This is a genomic window from Ruegeria arenilitoris (assembly GCF_013031355.1).
Classification (GTDB): domain Bacteria; phylum Pseudomonadota; class Alphaproteobacteria; order Rhodobacterales; family Rhodobacteraceae; genus Ruegeria; species Ruegeria arenilitoris_C.
Genome location: NZ_WPZO01000004.1, coordinates 265140 through 289252, shown reverse-complemented (window position 1 = coordinate 289252; position 24113 = coordinate 265140). Strand labels below are relative to the sequence as shown.

The 24113-nt window shown below is 62.3% G+C and carries 19 protein-coding genes; 9 read left to right on the top strand and 10 right to left on the bottom strand.

The annotated features are described in order from the left end of the window. The first annotated feature begins 43 nt into the window (after positions 1-43). Both recQ and yaaA read left to right on the top strand, forming a co-directional pair. The gene (recQ, locus tag GOX63_RS12430) at positions 44-2083 is read left to right on the top strand and encodes a DNA helicase RecQ (protein ID WP_170326292.1); all 2040 of its coding nucleotides are present in this window, start codon (positions 44-46) and stop codon (positions 2081-2083) included. Positions 2084-2116: 33 nt separating this feature from the next. Further along, positions 2117-2887, top strand: coding sequence for a peroxide stress protein YaaA (yaaA, locus tag GOX63_RS12425; RefSeq protein ID WP_170326291.1), 771 nt, complete (start codon positions 2117-2119; stop codon positions 2885-2887). Here yaaA and GOX63_RS12420 read toward each other — a convergent pair. Together GOX63_RS12420 and GOX63_RS12415 are read right to left on the bottom strand one after the other, a co-directional pair. Continuing rightward, positions 2878-3336 carry a VOC family protein gene (locus tag GOX63_RS12420; protein ID WP_170326290.1) on the bottom strand — a complete coding sequence of 153 codons (459 nt, stop codon included), beginning with the start codon at positions 3334-3336 and terminating at the stop codon, positions 2878-2880. The genes yaaA and GOX63_RS12420 overlap by 10 nt on opposite strands. Before the next feature lie 9 nt (positions 3337-3345). Next, positions 3346-5547: a response regulator gene (locus GOX63_RS12415; RefSeq protein WP_170326289.1), complete on the bottom strand. Its 2202-nt coding sequence runs from the start codon at positions 5545-5547 to the stop codon at positions 3346-3348. A gap of 117 nt (positions 5548-5664) precedes the next feature. On the opposite strand from GOX63_RS12415, the gene GOX63_RS12410 reads away from it, so the two are divergent. Next, a complete protein-coding gene (locus tag GOX63_RS12410) occupies positions 5665-6510 on the top strand; it encodes a 2-keto-4-pentenoate hydratase (protein ID WP_170326288.1) in 846 nt (281 codons plus the stop codon). On the opposite strand, the gene GOX63_RS12405 is transcribed toward GOX63_RS12410, so the two are convergent. The 4 genes from GOX63_RS12405 to GOX63_RS12390 are packed head-to-tail and all read right to left on the bottom strand — an operon-like array spanning position 6511 to position 13188. Then, positions 6511-8553, bottom strand: coding sequence for a hypothetical protein (locus GOX63_RS12405; protein WP_170545855.1), 2043 nt, complete (start codon positions 8551-8553; stop codon positions 6511-6513). It lies immediately after the preceding gene. After that, a complete protein-coding gene (locus GOX63_RS12400) occupies positions 8550-11312 on the bottom strand; it encodes a DUF4159 domain-containing protein (protein ID WP_170545852.1) in 2763 nt (920 codons plus the stop codon). Before GOX63_RS12400 ends, GOX63_RS12405 begins: the two co-directional genes overlap by 4 nt. Further along, the gene (locus tag GOX63_RS12395; RefSeq protein WP_170326285.1) at positions 11309-12184 is read right to left on the bottom strand and encodes a DUF58 domain-containing protein; all 876 of its coding nucleotides are present in this window, start codon (positions 12182-12184) and stop codon (positions 11309-11311) included. Before GOX63_RS12395 ends, GOX63_RS12400 begins: the two co-directional genes overlap by 4 nt. After that, positions 12181-13188 carry an AAA family ATPase gene (locus GOX63_RS12390; protein WP_170326284.1) on the bottom strand — a complete coding sequence of 336 codons (1008 nt, stop codon included), beginning with the start codon at positions 13186-13188 and terminating at the stop codon, positions 12181-12183. The genes GOX63_RS12395 and GOX63_RS12390 overlap by 4 nt, the downstream gene beginning before the upstream one ends. A gap of 64 nt (positions 13189-13252) precedes the next feature. On the opposite strand from GOX63_RS12390, the gene GOX63_RS12385 reads away from it, so the two are divergent. Next, positions 13253-13831: a DUF1285 domain-containing protein gene (locus GOX63_RS12385; protein ID WP_170326283.1), complete on the top strand. Its 579-nt coding sequence runs from the start codon at positions 13253-13255 to the stop codon at positions 13829-13831. Here GOX63_RS12385 and GOX63_RS12380 read toward each other — a convergent pair. Continuing rightward, positions 13828-14763 carry a DMT family transporter gene (locus GOX63_RS12380; RefSeq protein ID WP_170326282.1) on the bottom strand — a complete coding sequence of 312 codons (936 nt, stop codon included), beginning with the start codon at positions 14761-14763 and terminating at the stop codon, positions 13828-13830. The two genes, GOX63_RS12385 and GOX63_RS12380, sit on opposite strands and share 4 nt — an antisense overlap. A 182-nt stretch (positions 14764-14945) precedes the next feature. Here GOX63_RS12380 and GOX63_RS12375 point away from each other — a divergent pair, with 182 nt between their 5' ends. After that, the gene (locus GOX63_RS12375; RefSeq protein WP_170326281.1) at positions 14946-15701 is read left to right on the top strand and encodes a hydroxypyruvate isomerase family protein; all 756 of its coding nucleotides are present in this window, start codon (positions 14946-14948) and stop codon (positions 15699-15701) included. A gap of 62 nt (positions 15702-15763) precedes the next feature. Next, complete coding sequence (locus GOX63_RS12370) at positions 15764-15994, top strand: DUF2798 domain-containing protein (protein ID WP_170326280.1); 231 nt, start codon at positions 15764-15766, stop codon at positions 15992-15994. 43 nt (positions 15995-16037) lie between these two features. Here GOX63_RS12370 and polA read toward each other — a convergent pair whose 3' ends face one another. Continuing rightward, the gene (gene polA / locus GOX63_RS12365; RefSeq protein WP_170545850.1) at positions 16038-18842 is read right to left on the bottom strand and encodes a DNA polymerase I; all 2805 of its coding nucleotides are present in this window, start codon (positions 18840-18842) and stop codon (positions 16038-16040) included. 27 nt (positions 18843-18869) lie between these two features. Here polA and GOX63_RS12360 point away from each other — a divergent pair, with 27 nt between their 5' ends. Continuing rightward, the gene (locus tag GOX63_RS12360; RefSeq protein ID WP_170326278.1) at positions 18870-19361 is read left to right on the top strand and encodes a hypothetical protein; all 492 of its coding nucleotides are present in this window, start codon (positions 18870-18872) and stop codon (positions 19359-19361) included. Between the two features lie 7 nt (positions 19362-19368). On the opposite strand, the gene GOX63_RS12355 is transcribed toward GOX63_RS12360, so the two are convergent. Further along, entirely contained in the window at positions 19369-19545 is a 177-nt protein-coding gene (locus GOX63_RS12355) for a zinc-finger domain-containing protein (protein ID WP_170326277.1), read from the bottom strand. An 87-nt stretch (positions 19546-19632) separates the two neighbouring features. Here GOX63_RS12355 and GOX63_RS12350 point away from each other — a divergent pair, with 87 nt between their 5' ends. Further along, a complete protein-coding gene (locus tag GOX63_RS12350) occupies positions 19633-20622 on the top strand; it encodes an ABC transporter ATP-binding protein (RefSeq protein WP_170326430.1) in 990 nt (329 codons plus the stop codon). Here GOX63_RS12350 and GOX63_RS12345 read toward each other — a convergent pair. After that, positions 20619-21083 carry a DUF1203 domain-containing protein gene (locus GOX63_RS12345; RefSeq protein WP_170326276.1) on the bottom strand — a complete coding sequence of 155 codons (465 nt, stop codon included), beginning with the start codon at positions 21081-21083 and terminating at the stop codon, positions 20619-20621. The genes GOX63_RS12350 and GOX63_RS12345 overlap by 4 nt on opposite strands. A gap of 111 nt (positions 21084-21194) precedes the next feature. Here GOX63_RS12345 and GOX63_RS12340 point away from each other — a divergent pair, with 111 nt between their 5' ends. Then, positions 21195-24113, top strand: coding sequence for an error-prone DNA polymerase (locus GOX63_RS12340; protein WP_170326275.1), 2919 nt, complete (start codon positions 21195-21197; stop codon positions 24111-24113).

Genomic DNA, 24113 nt, shown 5'->3' with positions numbered 1-24113 from the left:
CTGTCTTAAGAGCAGATAAACCTTAAAACAGGGCAATCCCCGCATGTTCGACGCCGCGCCTATGCTGCGAGATGTCTTTGGATTCGACGACTTCCGCCCCGGTCAGGAAGAGATCGTCGATGCCGTGACCGCAGGCGAAAACGTGCTGGCGATCATGCCGACCGGCGGCGGTAAATCCCTGTGTTATCAACTGCCTGCCTTGATGCGGGACGGGGTGACCGTAGTAATCTCGCCCCTGATCGCCCTGATGCGCGATCAGGTGCGAGGGCTGCAGGAGGCCGGTGTCGAAGCAGGCGCTCTGACCTCCGGCAATACCCCCGAAGAAACCGACGCCGTGTGGGAGGCATTGGAGGCCGGGCGGCTGAAACTGCTCTATATGGCCCCCGAACGGTTGGCTGCCGGGTCGGCGCTGGGGATGCTGCGCCGGATCAATGTCAGCCTGATCGCCGTGGACGAGGCCCACTGCGTCAGCCAGTGGGGCCACGATTTCCGCCCCGACTACCTGCGAATCGGAGAGCTGAGGCGCGCACTGAATGTACCGCTGGCGGCCTTCACCGCTACGGCGGACGCAGAAACGCAGGATGAGATCGTCGAAAAGCTGTTCGACGGCACCACGCCGCGCAAATTCCTGCGTGGCTTTGACCGGCCCAATATCCATCTGGCCTTTGCCGCCAAGGATGGGCCGCGCAAACAGATCCTGGATTTTGCCGCCGCCCGCAAAGGGCAATCCGGCATCGTCTATTGCGGCACCCGCAACAAGACCGAGGTGCTGGCCCAGGCCCTGCGCGATGAAGGTCATACCGCCTGCCACTATCACGGCGGGATGGAGGCCGAAGATCGCCGCATCGTCGAGACCCGCTTTGCCCGCGAGGACGGGTTGATCGTTGTCGCCACCGTCGCTTTTGGCATGGGCATCGACAAACCCGATATCCGCTGGGTCGCCCATGCGGACCTGCCCAAATCCATCGAGGCCTATTATCAGGAGATCGGCCGCGCAGGCCGTGACGGTGGGCCGGCCGAGACGCTAACCCTGTTCGGCCCCGATGACATTCGTCTGCGCCGCTCTCAAGTCGACGAAGGGCTGGCCCCGCCCGAACGGCGCATGGCCGACCACGCCCGCCTAAACGCTCTGCTGGGGCTGGCCGAAGCGCTGGTGTGCCGCCGCCAGACTTTGCTGGGCTATTTCGGAGAACAGGCAGAGCCCTGCGGCAAATGCGATCTGTGCGACACCCCGCCCGAGGTGTTCGACGGCACCACCCCAGTTCGTATGGCCCTGTCCGCGATCCTGCGCACCGAGGAATGGTTCGGCGCGGGTCATCTGATCGACATTCTGCTGGGCAACGAAACCGACAAAATCCGTGCGCGGCGGCATGACAGCCTGTCCACCTGGGGCATCGGCAAGGACTGGTCGCGCCCGCAATGGCAGGCGATCTTCCGGCAGATGATGGGTCACGATCTGGTGCGCCCGGACCCCGAACGCCACGGCGCTCTGCGCATGACCGAGGCTGCCAAGCCGATCCTGAAAGGCGAAGCACAGATCAACCTGCGCAAGGATACGATCCGCAAGGCCACCCGCCGCCCAGCTGTCAAAATGATGGTGTCCGAAGAAGACGCTCCACTGCTGAGCGCCCTCAAGGCCAAACGCCGCGCGTTGGCAGAAAGCGCGCGCGTTCCGGCCTATGTCATCTTCCCCGACCGCACCCTGATCGAGATGGCCGAAAACCGCCCCGTAACTCTGGACGACATGGCCCGCATTGGCGGCGTTGGCGCGAAAAAGCTGGAACGCTATGGCGACACCTTCCTTGAGGTGATCGCCGGTGCGGTCGAAGCCGTCCACCCCGCCCGCCGCAAACTGGCCGGGCGCGATCAGGGCGAAATTTACGACCGGCTGCTTGAGGTGCAATCGCAACTTTCGCGCGGCCCCGACGGGATCGACAAGCCGCTGACCTGCTCGGCCTCGCAACTGGCCAAGGTTGCGCAGTTGCGGCCCGACGATCCACGCGGTTTGGAACAGGTTCTGGGCGACCGCCGTCACGAAAGGTTTGGCGCCGCGTTTCTGGACGTGTTGCAGCAGGCGGGCTAGATACCGCAGGACAGGCAAGGAACGAGGGCAGATATGCTGGTAGTGATTTCCCCGGCCAAGCGGCTGGACTGGGCAGAGCGGGATATTGAGGTCACGCAGCCCGACTTTCAGGATGACGCGATCCGGCTGTCGAAAACCGCCCGCAACCTGACTCTGGGCGACCTCAAGAAACTGATGGACCTGAGTGATGATCTGGCGCGGCTGAACCGCGATCGGTATCGCGCCTTTTCCGATGCACCGGAAGCAGACATAACCCGCCCCGCCGCGCTGGCCTTTGCAGGCGACACTTATCAGGGTTTGGAAGCAGCTTCGCTGGACGCCGAGGAAATGGCCTGGGCGCAGGATCATCTGCGCATTCTGTCCGGCCTCTATGGTGTGCTGCGCCCTCTGGACGCGATTCAAGCCTATCGGCTCGAGATGGGCAGCAAGCTGAAAACCCGCCGCGGCAGGAACCTGTATGAATACTGGCGCGATCAGCTGAGCAAGGCTCTGAACACGCAGGGGGATCAGATCGGCTCGGACGTGCTGGTGAACTGCGCCAGTCAGGAATATTTCGGCGCGGTCGACCCCAAGGCGCTGAAACTGCGGGTCATCACGCCGGTCTTCATGGAAGATAAAGCGGGTACTCCCAAGATCGTCAGTTTCTTTGCTAAAAAGGCCCGTGGTGCAATGGCGCGATACATCATCCAGCACCGCTTGACCGACCCTAAAGGCCTGCAGGATTTCGACACCGGTGGCTATGAATACCGCCCCGACCTGTCAGAGGAAGCCAAACCCGTCTTTGTACGCCCCTATCAGGCCTGATCCAGCATCGACGGGTCAAAGGCGACCAGTTCGACCGTATTGCCCTCGGGGTCTTCGGTGAAAATACCACGCCATCCGATCCAGCCGAACTGTTCGACGCGGTAGGGCTGGTCGATTTCGTCGTACCATCGCATCACGGCCTCTTGTTCGTCGAAAGGCAGGGAAAGCGCGATGTGGTGCAGCGACGATCCGGCCCCGGTTGCGGGTCTGTCGGCACCGCTGGGATGCAGCCCGGGCCGCGGCGCGGCCGTATGGTGAAACAGGGCCAGCACCTGCGTGTGGCCACCGAACCCTTCGGCGATGCGAAAGAATGTGATGGCGCTGTTGTGATCTCCGGTCAGGCGTTCCAGCCCGATCACGTCCTCATAGAACGCGACCATCGCGCCCATATCGGCGCAGCGAATGGCAATCTCTCCCAATCCGCGGGGCTGAAATCCACGATCTGACATGGGATCAAGCTAGCTGGCGGTGGCGTCTTCGGCAATGACGGGCAAGGCTTCCTCGGGCCGGTGATCCAGAATCATCTGATGGATTTTCCGTTTTTGCAGCGGCTTGGTCAGATAGTGGTCCAACCCCGCCGACAGGATACCCTGATCATCCCCGGCCATCGCATGCGCGGTCAGAGCGACAATCGGCACATGCCGCCCTGTTTCGATCTCACGCCGCCGGATTTCTGCCGTGGCCTGTTTGCCATCCATTTTGGGCATCGAGATATCCATAAAAATCAGATCCGGATCGAAGTCCCGATGCTTGTCCACCGCCTCGACCCCGTTGCCCGCGAATTGCAGGTCGATATTCAGGTCCTTGACCATCTTTTGCAGGATCAACTGATTGGTCCGGTTGTCCTCGGCCGCCAGCACGCGCATCTGCCGCTGGCGTTCGCTGGGCTGCACAGGCGGGGGTTCCGGCACCTCCGGTTCCGACGCGGCAGAGGCCCGCCCCAGCGTGGTCAAGCGCGCATACAGCTCGGCCCGGGGGATGGGTCTCTGCAACACCCCCTCGATCAGGTGACAGGCTGGGTTGGCGTGGATGACGCCCGGATTGGCCGACATCACCACCACCGGCAGATCACCCCAGCCCCTGTCCTTGAGCGTGGTCGCCAGTTCCAGCCCGTCCATATCCGGCAGGTCATGATCGCACAGCAGCAGATCGACGCTGTCATCGACGGCGGCCAACGCCTCCCCCCCCGAGGCGCAGACGGTGACGCGGGACCCCAGCCGCCCCAGCTGTTTCGAAAGAATGGCGCGGTTCACGGCCAGATCCTCGACCACAATCACATGGCGCAGACGATCCGCCAGATCGGGCGGCAAGGGTTGCGGCCCTTCGACTGTGGGCAGCGAGACCCGGAATCCGAAACACGACCCCTGCCCCGGTTCACTTTCGACCCAGACCGTCCCGCCCATCAACGTCACAAGCCGTTTGGTGATGGCCAGCCCCAGCCCGGTGCCCTCAAACTCGCGGTTTTTCTCGTCTTCGACCTGATTGAACTCACCAAAGATATGCCCGATCTTGTCGGCCTCGATCCCGATGCCGGTATCCTCGATCGCCACATGGATATCGCAAGTGTTAGTCTCTGAGTTTGGCACCCCGGTCACGCGGATCAACACGTGTCCCTCAGCGGTGAACTTGACCGCATTGCCCACCAGATTAGTCAGCACCTGCCGTACGCGTCCGGGATCGCCCACAAACAGGGTCGGCAGGAACAGGTCATAGTCGACCAGCAAGGACAGTCCCTTGTCGCGCACGCCAGGCTGCAACAGCATCGCAACCTCAAGGATGCAGCGTTCGAAATCGAACTGTTCGGGATGCAGGATCAGCTTGTCGGCTTCGATCTTCGAGTAATCCAGCACGTCGTTGATGATCACCAGCAACGCCTCGCCCGAGTTGCGGATAGTATTGAGATACAGCCGCTGTTCCTCGTCCAGCGGAGTTTCCGACATCAACTCTGTCATCCCGACAATGCCATTCATCGGCGTCCTGATTTCATGGCTCATATTGGCGAGAAAGGCGGACTTGGCCCGGTTCGCGGCCTCGGCCCGTTCACGGGCGGCATTCAGTTCACCCTCATGCCGGACCGAAGCGGTGATATTCAGGCCCAGACTGACCACGTCACCGCCATTGCCCCTCTGGTCGATCATCTTGAAATACTCGCCATTCCACAGCTTGACCACCACCGGCTCGGGGTGCGGTTGCACCCAGCGCTCTAACATTCTGGCCTGCCAGACTGCCGCCTTTTCCGCCCCGGTGTCGATCAGCCCCTCATCGGTCAGAATCTCAAGGATACGCGCGTATGTGATGCCGGGCTCTACTTCATCCAGCCCGTCGAACAGGCTGAGGTAAGTCGCGTTAGCCCCGATCAGGCGGTTTTGATGGTCAAAGAAAGCAAATGCGTCCTGTATGGTCTGCATCGAATGCCACAGGCGGCGCTCGGCCACTTCGATCTTGGCATTGGCTTCGGTCAGGTCGGATTTGACCTTTTCATTCTCATCACGGACGGTTTCAACCTCGGCCTGGGTTTCGCCGATACGTTTGGTCAGGGCCATCGCGTGCAGGCCCAGTTTGCGATTGGCCGCCGAAAGTTCGGCCTGTTTCATCGCCAGCAGACGCTCGGCCGCCAGCCGCGCGCGCCGTTCCTGTGCCAGTTTGTTTGCAAGACTCATCTTTGGAGATCCCGGACCGTTCCGCGACCAGCATCCGGGCAGAGCGTGAAAAAGTGTTTAAGGCCGTTGCCGGACCCGCGCGCCCCGTGTCAGAGTTTCGAAAACCAGAGGTCCACCATGCGAATTATTCTCTCAGCCTCAACGCTTTGTTTTCTTGCCTCAATCGCATCGGCGACCGATTGCGCCACGGATGCGCAGGTGGATCAATACGTGCAGGACTATCTGGCCAACACGCCCACGCCCGCCCTGTCTGCGGGGGGCAGTATGGAGGACGCGTTGTGCACCCAAGCCAAGATTATCGCTGCATTAGAGCCGCATATGGGTCCGGTCATAGGCTACAAGGCAGGCCTGACCAGCGCCCCGGCGCAGGAGCGTTTCGGCGCGTCCGAACCGGTTAAGGGCGTCCTGTTCCGCGACATGATGCTGGAGGACGGAGCGACAGTGCCGATCACATGGGGCGCCCGCCCCGTATTCGAGGCTGATCTGGTTCTGGTCGTCGGGGACGCGGGCATCAATCAGGCCACGACACCCGCAGAGGTCATGGCTCACATCTCGGCCGTCCGCCCCTTTATCGAACTGCCCGACTTGACCCTGGCCGAGGGCGAACCGATCACCCCGGTAACCCTGACCGCAATTGCGGTTGCGCCAAAACTAGGCGTGTTAGGGTCTGAAATTCCGGTTTTCGATCCTGCGGCGATGACGCAGGCGCTGGCAGACATGACCGTCACGCTGAATGCCGCGGATGGAGAGGTTTTGGCACAGGCCCCCGGCGCGGCTGTTCTCGGGCACCCGGCAAATGCAGCCCTGTGGCTGATGTCCAAGGGGGTCGAATTCCAGCCCGGCAACCTGATCTCGGTCGGGTCCTTCGGGCCGCTTGTGCCGCCGACAAAGGGCAAGGGCGGGGCAACGGCCACCTATTCCGGGTTGCCCGGAGACCCGACGGTCAGCGTGGTGTTCGAATAATCAGCGCCGCCCTTCGCGCAACCAGCCAGCAAGCAGGAACCCTCCGGCCAGGACCAGGACCAGCCACGGCGGCAGCAGGCCGGCCTGTGTGACGTCGCGTGTCTCATAGGCATTGCGCGGGGTCAGGCCAATCCAACCGCGCCCCGAGGCCGGACGCCCGGCACGCACATTGCGGATCGAAGGCAATCCGTCCTCCAACCGCATCGCGCCGCCGCGTAACTCGTCCAGCACGGGGTCCAGAAACTCGCTGGTGGCAATGGTGCGCTCGAATTCCTTCGGCGCGGCAGGACCGAGACCGATCACCGCCATCTGCTCACCTTCTTGCAGGCGATAGAGGCCGATCTCGGGGCCATAATACAGCGCCTCGAACCGGCCCGGAGACACTTCGTCCAGCGTGATCTCAAGCGTTTCACCGTTGGGGCGGGTGATGGTCACAGGTCCGACCTCATCCTCCAAAGTCTGGCGGATGATGCGCATGACCTGCCCGTTGGCCTCGGCCCAGAGGGCTTCTTCCTCCAGCTCTGGCTCTTTCATCATCCAATGGGCCAGGCGACGCAGCAGTTCCAGCTGCGGGCCGCCACCTTCGAACCCCCGGCTCCATAGCCAGGCGTGGTCCGAGGCCAGCAGCGCCACGCGCCCTTCGCCCACACGGTCCAACACCAGCAGCGGGCGTTCATCCACACCGGTCATCAACAGCTCACCGGTGCGGTGGTTCACGTCGATCTGGCGCAGCCACGCGCCCCAATCCTCGGAATCACCCAGATTGGTGGTCACCGGGTGACGATGGCCGAGATCGGTAACCATGGGCACAAAGCGTTCCTCAATTACCCGCGCGGTCGGCTGCGCTGGCAGAATCGGCGCCAGCGGTGAGCGGAAGATACTGTCGGCGCTGGCGAAATCCGGCCCAGCGGCAATCAGCACCGCGCCACCTTCGTTGATATAGTTGGTGACGTTGTCCAGATAGATCGCAGGCAGGATGCCGCGGCGCTTGTAGCGGTCGAAGATGATCAGATCGAAATCGTTGATCTTTTCCAGAAACAGCTCGCGCGTCGGGAAGGCGATCAGCGAAAGTTCGTCCACCGGCACGCCATCCTGTTTCTCGGGCGGGCGCAAGATGGTGAAATGCACCAGATCGACTGAACTGTCGGATTTCAACAGGTTGCGCCATGTTCGCCCGCCTGGATGCGGCTCGCCCGAGACCAGCAGCACCCGCAGCCGGTCGCGCACGCCGTTCATCTGGATCAGCGCGGTGTTGTTGCGGTCGGTCAGTTCGCCCTCGGCCTGCGGCACCGTGAACTGGATGACGTTGCGGCCGCCATGGAGCAGCGTGATCGGCAGTTCGACATCAATGCCGATGGGGATATTCAACTGCTCGGGCTCGGCTCCGTCGACCGAGAGCTCCAGCGGCGCGGTCACGGCCCCAGCAGGCACGGCCCCGCTGTCCTCGATCCGCAGGGTCAGGGTCACGGGCTCACCAATGATGGCAAAGGCGGGGGCGTTGCGAACGATCAGGCGGCGATCCCAGTCGCTGTCGCGCCCGGTCTGCAGCAAGTGCAACGGCGCGGGGAGGTCCGGGGCCTGATCGACGTCATGCACGATGCCGTCCGACACCACCAGGATACCGGCGATCCGGGCGCGCGGTTCCTCGGCCAGCGCCTCGTTCAGCGCGGCCATCACTTGCGTGCCTTCGTCACCGTTACCATCACCCACCCTGATCCGGCGCAGTTCGGTATTGTCGCGGGATTCGATCTCGACGGCCAGTTCTTCAGCCGCTAGCGCGGTCTGCTCGGCCCGGTCCGAAAGGGTCTGGCTGGCGCTTTCATCCTCGATCATCAGCACGATGTCGGTCAGCGGCGCGCGGTCTTCGACCTGATAGACCGGCCCCGCCAGCGCAGCGATCACCACCAAGGCCGCCAACCCGCGCAAGGCCCAGCCGGACAGGCCGCGCCACAGGGCCAGAATGACACCCGTAACCGCAATTACGGCAACGATAGCCAGAACCGGCCACGGGATCAGCGGATCGAATATGACGGTTCCGGTCATTGTCCCAACCTGTCCAAAAGCGCAGGCACGTGCACCTGATCGGATTTGTAATTCCCGGTCAGCACATGCATCACCAGATTGACGCCAAAGCGATTGGCCAGCTCGCGCTGACGTTCACCCGCGTAACCACGCCCCACCGGCAACAGCGCCTGCCCGTTGCGGTCCACCGCCCAGGCCGAAGCCCAGTCGTTGCCGCCGATCACCACCGGGGTCACATTGTCATTGAGATTGCGGAAGGGCATCCCTTCGATCTGTTCCGCATCCAACGGAGCGGCTTCGACCCAGACCTCAGTGCCCGCGTAACGGCCCGGGAAATCCTGCAGCAGATAGAACGCGCGGGTCAGCACGTGGTCGCGGGGAACAGGCTCTAACGAAGGAATATTCAGCGGCCCGGCCAGTTGTTGCAGCTTGCGGCCATTTGGGCTGGCAGCGCCGAACCGCGCCACATCCGCATCCCGCGTGTCGAACAAGATCATGCCGCCCGAGCGCAGATAGGCGTTGAGCTTGGCATAGGCCTCAACCGAGGGCTGCGGCTGATCCGGTGTGATCGGCCAGTAGAGCAGCGGGAAAAAGGCCAGCTCATCACGCTCCAGATCCACACCAATGGGTTCGATCGGCTCCACCGAAGTACGGTAAAACAGCGTTTGCGACAGGCCGCGCATCCCCGCGCCCGCCACATCGTCGACCTGCGCGTTGCCGGTCAGCACATGGGCCAGCACCAGTTCCTGTGTGGCGTTCAGGGCGAACTCGGTCTCTTCGGGCGTCTGCGCCTGCGCCTCGGGCACCAGTAGCACCGCACCCAGCGCAACCGCTGCCGCTTTGGCCAGACCCAGGCGGCCCGACAAGGCCAGCGAGGCGATCACGTCCACGGTCAGCAGCAGCAGCGCAAGGCTGAGCAGGATGCCTCCGATCGGCGTCTCATTGGTCACTTCCTGCCCCTTGATCGGCACATCCGAGGGCCAGGTCACCGGTGACAGCACCGCGTCCTCCGACAGGACATTCAACGCCAGCTTCTGCTTGCCGCTTTCATAGAGGCCAGGCTGCAAGTCCGGACCGATAGTGCCCGAAACCAACTCGGTGCCTTCCACCCCGGCAAGGTTACCTGCATCCGACAAGGTTCCAAAGCCATCCATGACCTGGATCGGCTCCCACGTAGTGCCCTGCAACTGAGCCTCCTGCCGGGATTTGGCCGCTGAAGCCACGGCCAGACGATCCAACATCTCAACAAACAGGCCAGACAGCGGCAGGCTGGACCATTCCGCATCCGCAGTCACGTGGAACAGCACCACCTGCCCCAGCCCCAGCGCTTTGCGCGTGACAAGAGGCGTGCCGTCCGACAGTGAGGCGATCACACGATCCGCCAGATTAGGGTCTGGTTGTGCCATAACCTGCGTGGTGACCGTGACATCACCCGGCACCTGCAAACCGTAGAAAGGCGAGTTTTCCGGGAAAGGTGCCAGCCCCTTGGCCTCACCCCAGCTCATCGCGCCGCCGACCGATCGGCCACCGCTGCGCAGGCGAACGGGCAGTAGCGTATCCTCAGCGTCTCGGCCCATATCACTGGCGGCCATGCGCGGCCCGGCAAAACGCAGCAGCAACCCGCCCTGTTCCACCCATTCGACCAGCGCGGCCTGTTCACCGTCGGACAGTTTCGCCACATCGGCCAAAACGATCACATCCGGGTTGGCGGGCAGAACCTCAAGCAACCCGCCTTCGACGAAATCCGCCGTAGGTTTCAGAACCTGCGTCAGGTAATGCAGGGGCGAGAGCAGCTCCAGCCCTTCGCGGTTCAGGGTTCCAGCGATCAGAGCGACCTCGCGCCGACGCAGGCTGTCATCGGTCAGCGTCACCGCTCCGGCAGAGCGCTGGCCTTGAATTTCGAACCGAGTGATCCGGGCGCGCAGCTCGGATGGCAGGGCCAGATCCACCTGCGCCAGGGTTTCTCCGCTGGGGAATTCCATCTCGGCGGATTGCAGAATACGCATCGCACCCGCCGGATCGCGGCCTTGCGCCAGCACGGTAATGCGGTCGGCGGGCCCCGGCGCCGCGCGTTGGGCGGTCAGCTGAATCACACCATCCTGATAGGCAGCAGGCAAAATCGCAACCACGGGTGCCGCGGATTGATACACCGTCACCGCGCCCCGCGCCTGCAGCGCCGCCAGAACCCGGTCATGGCCGTCATAGGCCAGACGGTCGCTGAACCAATGGGTATCAAACCCTCCGTCCAGTTGACCCAGCGCGGCCAGCGCCTGATCGATCTGAGTTTCTGTCGGTTGCCACGGGGTTGGCGTCAGGCCCGGCAGGCGTCCGCGCCATGCCTCGGCCGCCTGAAACACCGGCACTTCGGGTTCGGTCAGGCGCAGGATGGCCACGGTGCGCCCCGCCCGCCCGGCCTCGGACAGTTGCACGTCGATCTGATCCAGCGTCGAAGACCACCGCGTTGCCCCCGCCCAACTGGCATCCAGCACCAGCAAGAGCGGCCCCGTCCCGGTCTCATCCCTCGAAGGGTTCAGAACCGGACCGGCCAGCCCGATGATGATCGCCGCCGCAGCCAGCATCCGCAGCAGCATCAACCACCATGGGGTACGGTCCGAGACGCTTTCGTCATCCTTCAGCCCCAACAGCAGCGTCACCGCCGGGAACAGACGGCGCATCGGTGCGGGCGGCACCGCGCGCAGGATCAGCCACAGGATCGGCAAGGTCAGCAGACCCAGCAGCACCCATGGGGCGGTAAAGCCGATGCCCGCCAGAACCGTCATCGCGTTCCCCCATCCAAGGCCCGGTAGAGCCACAACAAAGCTGCTTGCGCGCTGTCACCGGTATGGTGCAGGCCCAGCTGCCAGCCCGTCGCACGACACAGTTGTGTCAGCGCATCTTTGCGTTTCGCAAGGCGCTCCAGATAGCGGTCGCGCAGGTCCCCAGCCTTGAGCGTTTCATGCCGGACCGAGCCGCCGACGCTTTCAAAGATCGTCCGACCGCGATAGGGGAAGGTCTCTTCGCCCGGATCAAGGACCTGCAGCAAAACGCCCCGCACCCCGCGGTCGGCGGCTTTGGTCAGAGCCAGCTCGACCTCGTCCAAGGGGCCAAGGAAATCGGATATGAACACGGCGCGGGCATGTGGGATCATCGCGCGGTGTTCTGGCGGGGTATAATCTGAGGCGGAATCCTCGGACCAAGCTTGTGCCAGACGGATGACCTGCGCATTGCCGCGCCGTGGTGGCAAGGTGGTTCCGGTCAGGCCGACCCGCTCGCCGCCGCGCACCAGAAGGATCGCCGTGGACAGGCCCAGCAGCCGCGCGCGGTCGGCTTTGGTGGGCAGAGACTTGTCGGACGCAAACCGCATCGACGCCCCCTGATCCACCCAAAGCATCACCGACTGCGCAATCTGCCATTCGCGTTCGCGTACAAACTGCTGATCCCCGCGCGCCGAGCGCCTGTGGTCGATCATCCGGCGGCTGTCACCGATCTGCGCCGGGCGGTATTGCCAGAAATCGTCACCAAGCCCCGAGCGTCTGCGCCCATGATCGCCCAGCAGCACGGTTCCGGCCAGATGTTCGGCCCGCGCCAAAAGGGGCGGTAGCCGGGACGCCTCGGCCTCGGATCTTTCGCGAAGGGTCAGCGCGGCATTCACGCCGCAGCCTCGGTTCGGATCAGACCGGCCGCGGTCGAGTCGATCAGATCGGCCAAGCTGTCACCACGCGCCCGTGCCGCGAAGTTCAGCGCCATCCGGTGGCTGAGCACCGGACGGGCCATGTCCAGCACGTCCTCGGCATTGGGCGCCAGCCGTCCTTGCAGCATCGCCCGTGCCCGCACCGTCATCATCAGCGCCTGCGCCGCGCGGGGACCGGGGCCCCAGGCCACGGTTTCGGCCACGCGTTCGGACACGCCCGCCTCTTCGGGACGGAAAGCGCGGACCAGATCGAGGATCAGTTCAACAACCGAATCTCCTACCGGCATCCGTCGCAGCAAGACCTGTGCGGCCAACAGTTCCTCTTTGGTGAAAATCTCATGCGCGTCATCTTCTTCGACGCCTGTGGTCGCCAACAGGATATCGCGCTCGGTCTGACGATCCGGGTAGTCCACGTCGATCTGCACCAGAAAACGGTCCAGCTGCGCCTCGGGCAGCGGATACGTGCCCTCTTGCTCAATCGGGTTCTGCGTGGCGAGAACATGGAAGGGTTCACCCAACGACCGATCCTCGCCCGCCACGGTCACGGTTCGTTCCTGCATCGCCTGCAGCAGCGCCGATTGCGTTCGCGGGCTGGCGCGGTTGATCTCATCCGCCATCAGCAGCTGACAGAATATCGGGCCGGAAATGAACCGAAAATGGCGGCTGCCGTCATCGGCGGTGTCCAGAACCTCGGACCCCAGAATATCCGCGGGCATCAGATCCGGCGTGAACTGGATACGGTTGCCGTGCAGGCCCATCACGGTCGACAACGTCTCGACCAGTCGCGTCTTACCCAGACCTGGCAGACCGATCAACAACGCGTGACCACCGCACAATAACGCGGTCAGGGTCAAATCCACGACCCTTTCCTGCCCGATAAAGCGGCGGGTGATCGAGGACTTGGCCTCTTGCAGCTTATTTTCCAGCGCTTCGATCTCGGACACGAGGTCGGCAGGTTCGGTCATGACTTTCCCTTCCGTGGACTATTATAAGTTGAGTGTATCGCGCTGAGAGGAAATGGCAAAAGCAATGAGCGGACAAAAACCTGTGACACCTTCACCTGATGGCCTGGCTGCATCAGTCAAAGCGACCAAAACCAAGGGATTGCCCCCCGTTCACCTGTGGAATCCTCCGTTTTGCGGCGATCTGGACATCCGGATCGCAAAAGATGGTACTTGGAGTTATTTAGGCTCGCCCATCAACCGGTTCGAGCTTGTGAAGCTTTTTTCCTCAATTCTTAAGAAAGAAGACGGGAAATACTATCTGGTGACTCCGGTCGAAAAGGTGGGAATCACGGTCGAGGATGCCCCCTTTGTGGCCGTCGATTTCGAGATCGAGGGCGAAGGTGAGGCGCAAAACCTGAGCTTCACCACCCATGTCGGCGACACAGCGGTGGCCGGGCCGGACCATCCGATCCGCATTGTCATCGATCCCGAAACAGGTGAGCCATCACCCTACATATTGGTTCGCGCGAACCTTGAGGCACGGATCGACCGCAAGAGCTTCTATCGCCTCGTGGACATCGCCGAACACAGTGGCGACTGGTTCGGTGTCTGGTCCGGGGGGCAGTTTTTCCCCCTGATCAAGTCAGACGACCTGCCCGATTAAGCAGACTGCGCAACCTTCCGGTCCTGCGCCAGCACAACCGCCATCGCCACGATGCCCGCGCCCAGCGCGCGGGTCCAGTTCCATTCCTCCCCCAGCACCAGCATGATCAGCATCACGTAAAACGGCGCGATGTTGATGTGGAACGAGGCCAGCGCCACACCCAGCCGTCCGACGGATGAGATGAACAGAACCTGGCTCACGCCCATCGCCACCAGCGCGTAGATCCCCAGCATTCCGATCTGCTGAACGTCGATCGGCGCGGTTGGCATGACCTCCATCCCCATTTGGCCGGCAATAAAGAACAGAAATAGCGCCGAAACCAGCGCGCCCGTAAAGGTAATAGTGCTGCGCCCGGTCTGACTGAGCTCGGGAAAATCGCGTGCGGTCGCCATGCACGCCCAGCAGAACAAGCCGGTAGACACGATGGCGCAAGCCGCCCCCAGCCCCAGTTGTGCCGGCGCCACAGCGCTGGTGGCGATCACGCCGCCAATGATCGAAACGATCACGCCCAAGGCAAAGTTCCACCGCAACCGCCGTGTTCCTGTCGCCAGCTCAATCAGCGTCGCGAACAACGGCGCGCATGAGGCGATGATCGCCACAGTCACCGGATCGGTCATCTTTTGCGCTAATATGAGCAGGAACATGCCCGCACCCAGCGTTGCACCAACAAACAGCGCATATCCCCAGCGCGCCCGCAACACGCGGTCCGACCCGTCGATCAGGAACCAGATCGGCAGCATGACCACCACCGCCACCGCCAGCCGCGCGGCAAACAACGCGACCGGGGGCCAGCTCTGCAGCAACACCTCAGCCGCCGGAAACCCGGCCGCCCATGTCAGCATCGAGGCAACCGCCAAGCCGTTGCCGGACAAGGCGGAATTGCCGCCACCAGACACAGAGAGAGTGTTCCCGCGCGCGGGGTCAGGGCTCATTGCCATGGGGTTCATACCTTCTGTTGGCACGGCGCCGTTGAAATGATTCGCCGTATTATTCGGAACGTCCCTGATTTGCGCGGGGCGTTCTGGCCGATTTTCGACAATCTGTCGTTTTTGATCCTCTTTCGCTGAAAACGCCTCGCCGCTAATCTCCGCGCAGAAACTGACCGAGACCGCCCATGCCCAGATTTGCCGCCAATATTTCCCTGCTCTTTACCGAGCTTCCCTATCTTGAGCGTTTTCAAGCAGCAGCCGAGGCCGGGTTCAAAGCGGTCGAGATTCTGTTTCCCTATGAGCTGGCCGCCAAGGAAACCCGCCGTGCGCTGCTGTCCAACGGCTTGGAATTGGTCCTGATCAACGCCCCGCCGCCCAATTACACCGGGGGTGAGCCCGGCTATGCCGCCATTCCGGGCGGCGAGGCGCGGTTCCAATCCGATATCCGCCGCGTGCTGCGCTATGCCGATATCCTGAGGCCGGGGCTGATCCACATCATGTCCGGCTATGCCTCCGGGCCGGATGCGTTGGAGAGCTTCGTGCGCAACCTACAATGGGCCGCTGATTTCGCCCCGCAGCAGCAGTTCACGATCGAGCCGCTTAACCCGGTGTCGCAGCCCGGCTACTTCCTGAACGACTATGAATTGGCGGCGCAGGTATTGGACCGGGTGGACCGCCCGAATGTCGGCCTGCAATTTGACAGTTTCCACGCCCATATGATCCACGGCAATGCGCAGGCGATCTGGGATCGTTTTCACCCTCGGGTCGCCCACGCCCAGATCGGTGCAGCCCCGGATCGCAGCGAACCGGGACGCGGTCCGACGGATTTCGCTCGCCTGTTCACCGCGATGGATGCCGCAGGCTATGCCGGTTGGGTCAGCGCCGAATACACGCCCTCAACACCCCGAACGCCCGACAGTCTTGGCTGGATGCGGGTCTAGCTCTGGCCTTTTGATTGAAAATACAGCACATCAGAAACATCTCGACCATCAGGATGCCCAAAATGATTTCTGCCCGCTATGCCCGCGCCGTGTTCAGCCTGATCATGTCCGGCCTGATGTCCTGCATCGTGACCGGCATCGCGACCGTGAAAGCCATTGGATTTGGCCCCAACACCTTCGGTGACTGGATGGCGTCCTGGGCCTTCAGCTGGCCCATCGCCTTCACCGTCATCCTGCTGTTTGGCCCATCAGTGCAACGGCTGATCAACCGCTTGGTCAGACCGCAGGACTGACCCGCTGCGAAGAGGGCCCGCCGGGCTTGATGAGCAGCGCGCCTTAGTGCGCCTCGGCCCAGTTTGCCCCCTGCCCGGCATCCACGCTCAGCTTTACATCCAGCTTCACGGCAGGATCAGAGGCGCCTTCCATGACGTCTCGCGCCACGTCGATCACCTGATCCACCGCGTCTTCGGCCACTTCGAACAGCAGTTCGTCATGCACCTGAAGCAGCATCTTGGCGGGCAACCCGTTGATGGCATCCGGCATCCGTACCATCGCGCGCCGGATCACATCCGCCGCCGTGCCCTGAATCGGCGCGTTGATCGCCGCCCGGCGCGAGAAGCCCGCATGCGGCCCCTTGGCATTGATCTCGGGCGTGTGGATTTTGCGACCGAACAGCGTCTGTACATAGCCATACTCTTTGGCGAAGGCGACCGTGTCGTCCATATAGCGGCGAATACCCGGGAACCGTTCGAAATAGCGGTCGATGAAGCCCTGCGCCTCGGCCCGTGGGATGCGCAGATTGCGCGCCAGACCAAAGCCCGAGATGCCGTAGATTACACCAAAGTTGATCGCCTTGGCCTGACGGCGGATATCGGGCGTCATCTCGTCCAGCGGCACATCGAACATCTCGGACGCGGTCATTGCGTGAATGTCCAACCCATCCGCAAAGGCCTGTTTCAGGGCGGGGATATCGGCGATATGTGCCAAAATACGCAACTCGATCTGGCTATAGTCGAGGCTGACCATCACATTGCCCGGCTCGGCAATGAACGCCTCACGAATACGTCGCCCTTCTTCGGTCCGCACCGGGATATTCTGCAGGTTCGGATCGGTCGAGGCCAGACGCCCCGTGTTCGCCCCGGTGATCGAGTAAGACGTATGCACCCGCCCCGTATCCGGGTTGATATGGGTCTGCAGCGCGTCGGTGTAGGTCGATTTCAGTTTGGAAAGCTGCCGCCAATCCAACACCCGGCGGGGCAATTCGTGCTCGGTCGCGAGGTCTTCCAGAATATCAGCGCCAGTCGAGTATTTCCCGGTCTTGCCCTTCTTGCCGCCCTCAAGCCCCATCTTGTCGAACAAGATTTCACCCAGTTGCGCGGGCGATCCGACGTTGAAGTTTTCTCCGGCCAGTTCGTGGATTTCAGCCTCTAACCCGGCCATTTTCTGGGCAAACGCGTTCGACATGCGGCTCAGCACATCGCGGTCGACCTTGATGCCGTGCATCTCCATCTCGGCCAGAACCGGGACCAGCGGGCGTTCCAGCGTTTCATAAACCGTCGTCACCTGCACCTGATGCAGTTGCGGCTTGAACAGCTTCCACAGGCGCAGGGTGATATCCGCATCCTCGGCGGCATAGGCCGCGGCTTCATCAATCGGCACCTTGTCGAAGGTGATCGCCGACTTGCCCGAGCCCAGCAGTGGTTTGATCGGGATCGGCGTGTGGCTCAGATAGCGTTCGGACAGCGTGTCCATGCCATGCCCGTGCTCACCGCCATGCATCGCGTAAGACATCAGCATCGTGTCGTCGATCGGGGCCACGTCGACGCCGTATCGCTTAAAGATCTTGGCATCGTATTTCATGTTCTGCCCGATTTTGAGGATCGACGGGTCCTCAAGCATCGGTTTCAACAGGGTTAGAGCCTCATCCAGCGGCATCTGTCCTTCGGCCAAAGCATCCGAGCCGAACAGGTCATCTGCTGCGCCATCGCGGTGTGTCAGCGGGATGTAACAGGCCTCACCAGCCTCTACACACAGCGAGACACCCACCAGATCGGCGATCATTTCGTTCAGGCCGGTGGTTTCTGTGTCCACCGCGACCCAGCCGCGCTCATAGGCCTGATCGATCCATTTCTGCAGCGCACCAGCATCGCGGACGCATTCGTACTTCGACGCATCGAAGGGCAGCGCCTCAGCTTCTTCGACCTCGGCAACCGGCGCGGGCGCGTCAGCAATCACCGGAGCTTCGGCCCCCAGCTTGTCCGCGATGCGCTTGGTGAGGGTGCGAAACTCCATATCCGCCAGAAAACCCAAGAGGGTGTCGGGATCGGGATCCTTCACCTCCAGATCGTCCAGGGTGAAATCCAGCGGTGTCTGCTCATCCAATTGCACCAGCTTCTTCGACAGCTCGATCTGCTCGCGCTTTTCGATCAGGGTCTGGCGGCGCTTGGGCTGTTTGATCTCTTCCGCGCGGTCCAGCAGCGTTTCCAGATCGCCATATTCGTTGATCAGCAGGGCGGCGGTCTTGATCCCGATCCCCGGAGCCCCCGGCACGTTGTCCACCGAATCTCCGGCCAAGGCCTGCACGTCGACCACCCGTTCGGGGCCAACGCCGAATTTCTCGAACACACCATCGCGATCAATGCGCTTGTTCTTCATCGCGTCCAGCATCTCAACACCGCCGCCGACCAGCTGCATCAGGTCCTTATCGGAGCTTACGATGGTCACGCGCCCCCCGGCCTCACGCGCCTGAACGGCCAGCGTGGCGATGATGTCGTCGGCCTCGTAACCCTCAAGCTCTTTGCAGGCGATGTTGAAAGCGCGCGTCGCTTCGCGGGTCAGCGGCATCTGCGGGCGCAGATCCTCGGGCATCGCCTCGCGGTTGGCCTTGTAGAGATCATAGAGATCGTTGCGGAACGTGTGCGAGCCCTTGTCGAAAATCACCGCCACATGGGTCGGCGCATCCGGTCCGGCGTTTCCCTCGACATATTTCTGCAGCATGTTACAGAACCCCGACACTGCACCGATCGGCAGCCCGTCCGACTTGCGCGTCAGCGGAGGCAGTGCGTGATAGGCCCTGAAAATAAAGGCCGATCCGTCGATCAGATGCAGGTGGCACCCTTTTCCGAATTCGCTCTTGCTCATGGTGGCGCGCCTCATAAGATCGTGGTCATGTTCAGTCTGCACGTTTTATCGGCCATCGCGCCTGTAACCGCAATCGCTCTTGTCGCCACCACTGCACAAGCTGGCCCGAAATTGCCCGCAGACTGCTTGGCGCATCAGGGCACATCTGCCAATTGCGTACCGATTCTGGCCTGTTTGGGCGACAGCGGGATTTACTTCACAGGCCGCGCGATCGGTTGGAGCAAGGGCACTTACGCCGGGCGCACAAGCGCAGAGTTCAGTTGCCACGGAGAGTGGCGCGCCCAGGGCCGTCTCGGGTTCGGAGAAGCCACGCTTGAATGTGACAACGGGCTGACGGGAAGCGCGTTCTTCACCTATCAGCACCCAGAGACAGGCACAGCCAGCGGCCTGGGGCGGCTCAGCAATGGTGACACATTTCACGTGTGGTCCGGCGCCAATGTGGATCAGTTTCTGATCACCAGATATGGCGATGTCGACGCGGGTGCGCTGTGCCGGACCTTTGCCAAACCCGGCACCTGACGAACAATCAGCCCTGTTCGGCACCTTTCAGGGCGTATTTGCAATCGCAATAGGGGCACTCGACCCAGCCGGTATCCTCGGGGATTTGCAGCCAGACGCGCGGATGGCCCAATGCGCCTTCGCCGCCGTCACAGGCAACTCGGGCGGTTTCCACGATCTTGGTTTCCGGCGCTTCGATTGTCACGGCTTGCGATCCTTCTTCGGTTGTCGGCCTCGCGGGCATGTAATAGGTGCGTTTATGAGCGATGAGCAAACCGGGGGCAAGGGTCACATGCGTGATGCGGCAATCAGGATCGAGGGGCTGCGCAAGACCTATCGGGGCAGCAAGGGTCAGCCTGAGAAACACGCGCTGAAAGGCATCGACCTGACGGTGCCGCGTGGCTCGGTCTTTGGCCTGCTGGGGCCGAACGGGGCCGGAAAATCGACGTTGATCAATATTCTGGCCGGGCTGGTGGTAAAATCTGCGGGCAAGGTGTCGATCTGGGGCTTCGATCAGGACCAGAACCCTCGCCAGTCCCGCGCCGCCATCGGCGTCATGCCGCAGGAGCTGAACCTGGATCCATTCTTCACCCCGCGTGGCGCGTTGGAGGTTCAGGCCGGCCTTTATGGCGTGCCCAAGGCTCAGCGCCGCAGCGATGAGATTCTGGAACTGGTCGGTCTCAGCGACAAGGCCGAGGCCTATGCCCGCACCCTGTCCGGCGGCATGCGGCGGCGTCTGCTGCTAGCCAAGGCGCTGGTACATCACCCCAAGATTCTGGTTCTGGACGAACCCACCGCGGGCGTGGATATCGAGCTGCGCCAGATGCTCTGGACCAATGTGCGCAAGCTGAATGAACAGGGCATGACCATCATCCTGACCACCCATTACCTGGAAGAAGCGCAGGAGATGTGTGACGAGATCGCCATCATCAATCACGGCGAAAAGATCGCACAGGACAGCACCGCCAATCTGCTGGGCCGCATGGACAGCCGCACCATGGTGATCGCCCCGGACAGCCCGGTCAGCGATCTGCCCGTGACCGAAGGCGTCGAGGCCACCCTGCGCGATGATGGCAGCCTTGTTCTGCAATACCGCAGCGCCCAGACCAGCGCCGAGCAGGTGCTGGAATCCGTCCGCGCCGCCAACATCCGCATCCGCGACGTTCGCACCGAAGAGGCTGACCTGGAGGATGTGTTTCTCGCGCTCACGTCCTCTCGTGCGGATGAACCTGCCGAGGATCAGGACCAACCGCGCCGGGGCATGCATCGGATCAAGCTTTAGGCCCGGTCGATCCGCACCTGATAGCAATTGTTCCGGGCCGAGCGGATATGGATATAGGCCACATCCGGCCGTGCAAAAATATCGCTGACCTTTGCGTCGATCTGATCCGTTGGTGTGATAGCTCCGGTGCCGTAAACGATCCGGTCATCCTGCCCATAGCCCTTGATCAGATAGTCCGGGGACGTGGTCAAAATCTCGGGCATCTCAGCGCCGTGATACCGCTCACATGGTGCAGCGCACAGGAATATCGGGCCGGTTTCGGCGTAGGGATGTGTCTCTAAAAAGGGGCGATGTGCCAAAATCAGCATCTCTTCGCCTTCGGGGATATTCTGCAAGCAATGGCGGCAGGGATTGCCGCCCCCCGTGGAAACGGCACGCTCTGGCGCGGCGCCATAAGCATCCGGGTGACCACCCTGAAGGGCGCGCACCTCGTCGGTTGGCAATGCGGTGATCTTGAACATATCGGGCCTCCTTTTTCGCCGACTATGCCCATCCGGCAAACCCCAAGCGACCCGTTTCCTGCGCAAAGGACTCGGAAAAAGAACAAAACGTGAATATAATATGGAATCGCCATGTATGCCGAGCTATCGATCACATCGAATTTCACCTTCCTCACCGGGGCCTCACACCCCGAGGAGTATATGGAACGTGCCGTCACCCTGGGCCTGCCCGCCATTGCGATTGCTGATGACAACTCGGTCGCCGGGATCGTGCGCGCCCATACTCAGGCGCGCGAGATCGCCCGCAAAGTTCGTGAGCGGCTGGAGTGGGAGGCGCAGAACACCTCCATCGGCCCACCCTGCCCCGATCACATCCCGAAACCGCCCTCTTACCCCATCCACACCGTGCCACGCCTGATCCCGGCCGCACGGCTGATTTTCACCGATGCACCCACCGTCACCGCCCTACCCCTGAACCGGCAGGGCTGGGCCAATCTGTGCCGTATCCTGTCGGCGGGCCGCCTGCGCGCCGAGAAAGGCGACTGTATCCTGCACCTGTCCGACCTGTTGGAGTTCTCAGACGGTCTCCACCTGCTGCTCTGGCCACAGGCGACCCACTCTCTGGGCGGCGCGGACGGATGGCGGACACAGGCGCAACAGCTGACGCGCCGCTTTGCCGGGCGGATGCATCTGTTGATGCACCCCCGGTATGATGGTGCGGACAGCGTATATTTCTCTGTGTTAGAGGCTGAATCACGGCAACTTGGCATCCCCACCCTCGCCAGCGCCACGCCGATGATGCACCACGGGGCCCGTCGTAAACTGGCCGATGTGGTGACCGCCATCCGCCTGCGCCGCAAGGTGGATGATCTGGGCCGAGACGCATTGGCCAATGGCGAACAGCGCCTGCGGTCCGAATCTGAGATGCTGCGTATCTTCAAAGGTCATGAGGGTGCCGTTGCCCGCGCGCATGAGCTCAGCGAACAGCTCACCTTTTCACTTGATGAGCTGCGTTATGAATACCCTAGCGAGGGCAGCGAGCAGGAAACCCCGACCGAACGCCTGCACCGTCTGGCGCATGAGGGGTTGAAATGGCGCTATCCGGCGGGCGCGTCGGAGAAGGCCAAGAAGATGCTGGCCCATGAGTTGACCCTGATCGGCAAGCTCAAATACGAACCCTATTTCCTGACCGTCCGCGACATCGTCAGCTTCGCCCGCTCGCGCGGCATCCTCTGCCAAGGGCGCGGCTCGGCGGCCAATTCGGTGGTCTGCTTCTGCCTCGGCATCACCGAGGTCAGCCCCGAGATGGGCACAATGGTCTTCGAACGCTTCGTTTCCGAGGCCCGCGATGAGCCGCCCGATATCGACGTCGACTTCGAACATGAACGGCGTGAAGAGGTCATCCAGCATATCTATGACCGCTATGGCCGCCACCGCGCGGGGCTGTGCGCCACCGTCATCCACTATCGCGGCAAGCGCGCCATTCGTGAGGTTGGCCGCGCCATGGGACTGACTGAGGACACCATCTCGGCCCTGTCTTCGCAGCTGTGGGGCTTTTTCTCAGCTGCCGGGCTCGAAGCCCAACGGATGCGCGAGATTGGCCTCGACCCCGAGGATCGGCGCCTGAAACAGACTCTAATGCTGGTTTATGAGATTGACGGCTTCCCCCGCCACCTGTCCCAGCATGTCGGCGGCTTCATCATCACCGAGGGGCGCCTGGACGAGCTTGTCCCCATCGAAAACGCCACGATGGAGGATCGCACGGTCATCTGCTGGGACAAGGACGATATCGACAGTCTGGGCATTCTGAAGGTCGATGTGCTCAGCCTTGGGATGCTCACCTGCATTCGCAAGGCGTTCGATCTGATCAGCCAGCACCACCAGACTAGCTATACGCTGGCCACCCTGCCACCCGAGGACCCGGCGGTTTATGACATGCTGTGCAAGGCCGACAGTATCGGCGTGTTTCAGGTGGAATCACGTGCACAGATGAACTTCCTGCCCCGGATGCGGCCCCGCAACTTCTATGATCTGGTGATTGAGGTCGCCATCATCCGCCCCGGCCCCATTCAGGGTGACATGGTCCACCCCTATATCCGCCGCCGCAACGGAGAGGAGGAGGTCAGCTTCCCCTCGGACGAATTGGGTGAGGTGCTGGGCAAAACGCTGGGCGTGCCGCTGTTTCAGGAACAGGCAATGCAGATCGCCATTGTCGGCGCGGGCTTCACCCCGGAACAGGCCGACCGGCTGCGCCGGTCACTGGCGACCTTCAAGAAACACGGCAATGTCAGCGAGTTCCGCGCATTGTTCCTGCGCGGCATGAAACGCAACGGGTATGAGGACGACTTCGCCGAACGCTGTTTCTCGCAGATCGAAGGGTTCGGTTCTTACGGCTTCCCCGAAAGCCACGCGGCCAGCTTTGCGCTGCTGGTCTATGCCAGCGCCTGGATCAAATGCCACCACCCGGGGATTTTCGCCTGCGCGCTGCTGAACTCTCAGCCGATGGGGTTCTATGCACCGGCCCAGATCGTGCGCGATGCCCGCGAACACGGCGTGCAAGTGCGCCCGGTCTGTATCAATGCCAGCTTCTGGGACAACGTGATGGAACCCGACGGCCATGGTGGGCTGGCCCTGCGGCTGGGCTTCCGCCAGATCAAGGGGCTCAGCGAAGAAGATGCCAGCTGGCTCACTGCCGCGCGCGGCAACGGCTACCATCAGGTCGACGATGTCTGGCGCCGGGCGGGGCTGGGACCGTCGGTGATCGAACGGCTGGCCGAGGCCGATGCTTTCGCCGCCTGCGACCTGACCCGGCGCGAGGCGCTGTGGCAGGCCAAGGCGATTGCGACCGCGAAACCGCTGCCGCTGTTCTCGCAGGATCTGGAGGGCGAGGCACTGGATGAACCCGAAGCCTATCTGCCGCAGATGACCTTGGGTGAGCAGGTGGTCGAGGATTACGTGGCCACCCGTCTTAGCCTGAAGGCGCATCCGGTGGCCTTGATACGGCACCTGCTGACGCCGGAGCCGCGCGACAAAACCACCCCTGTCGGGTGA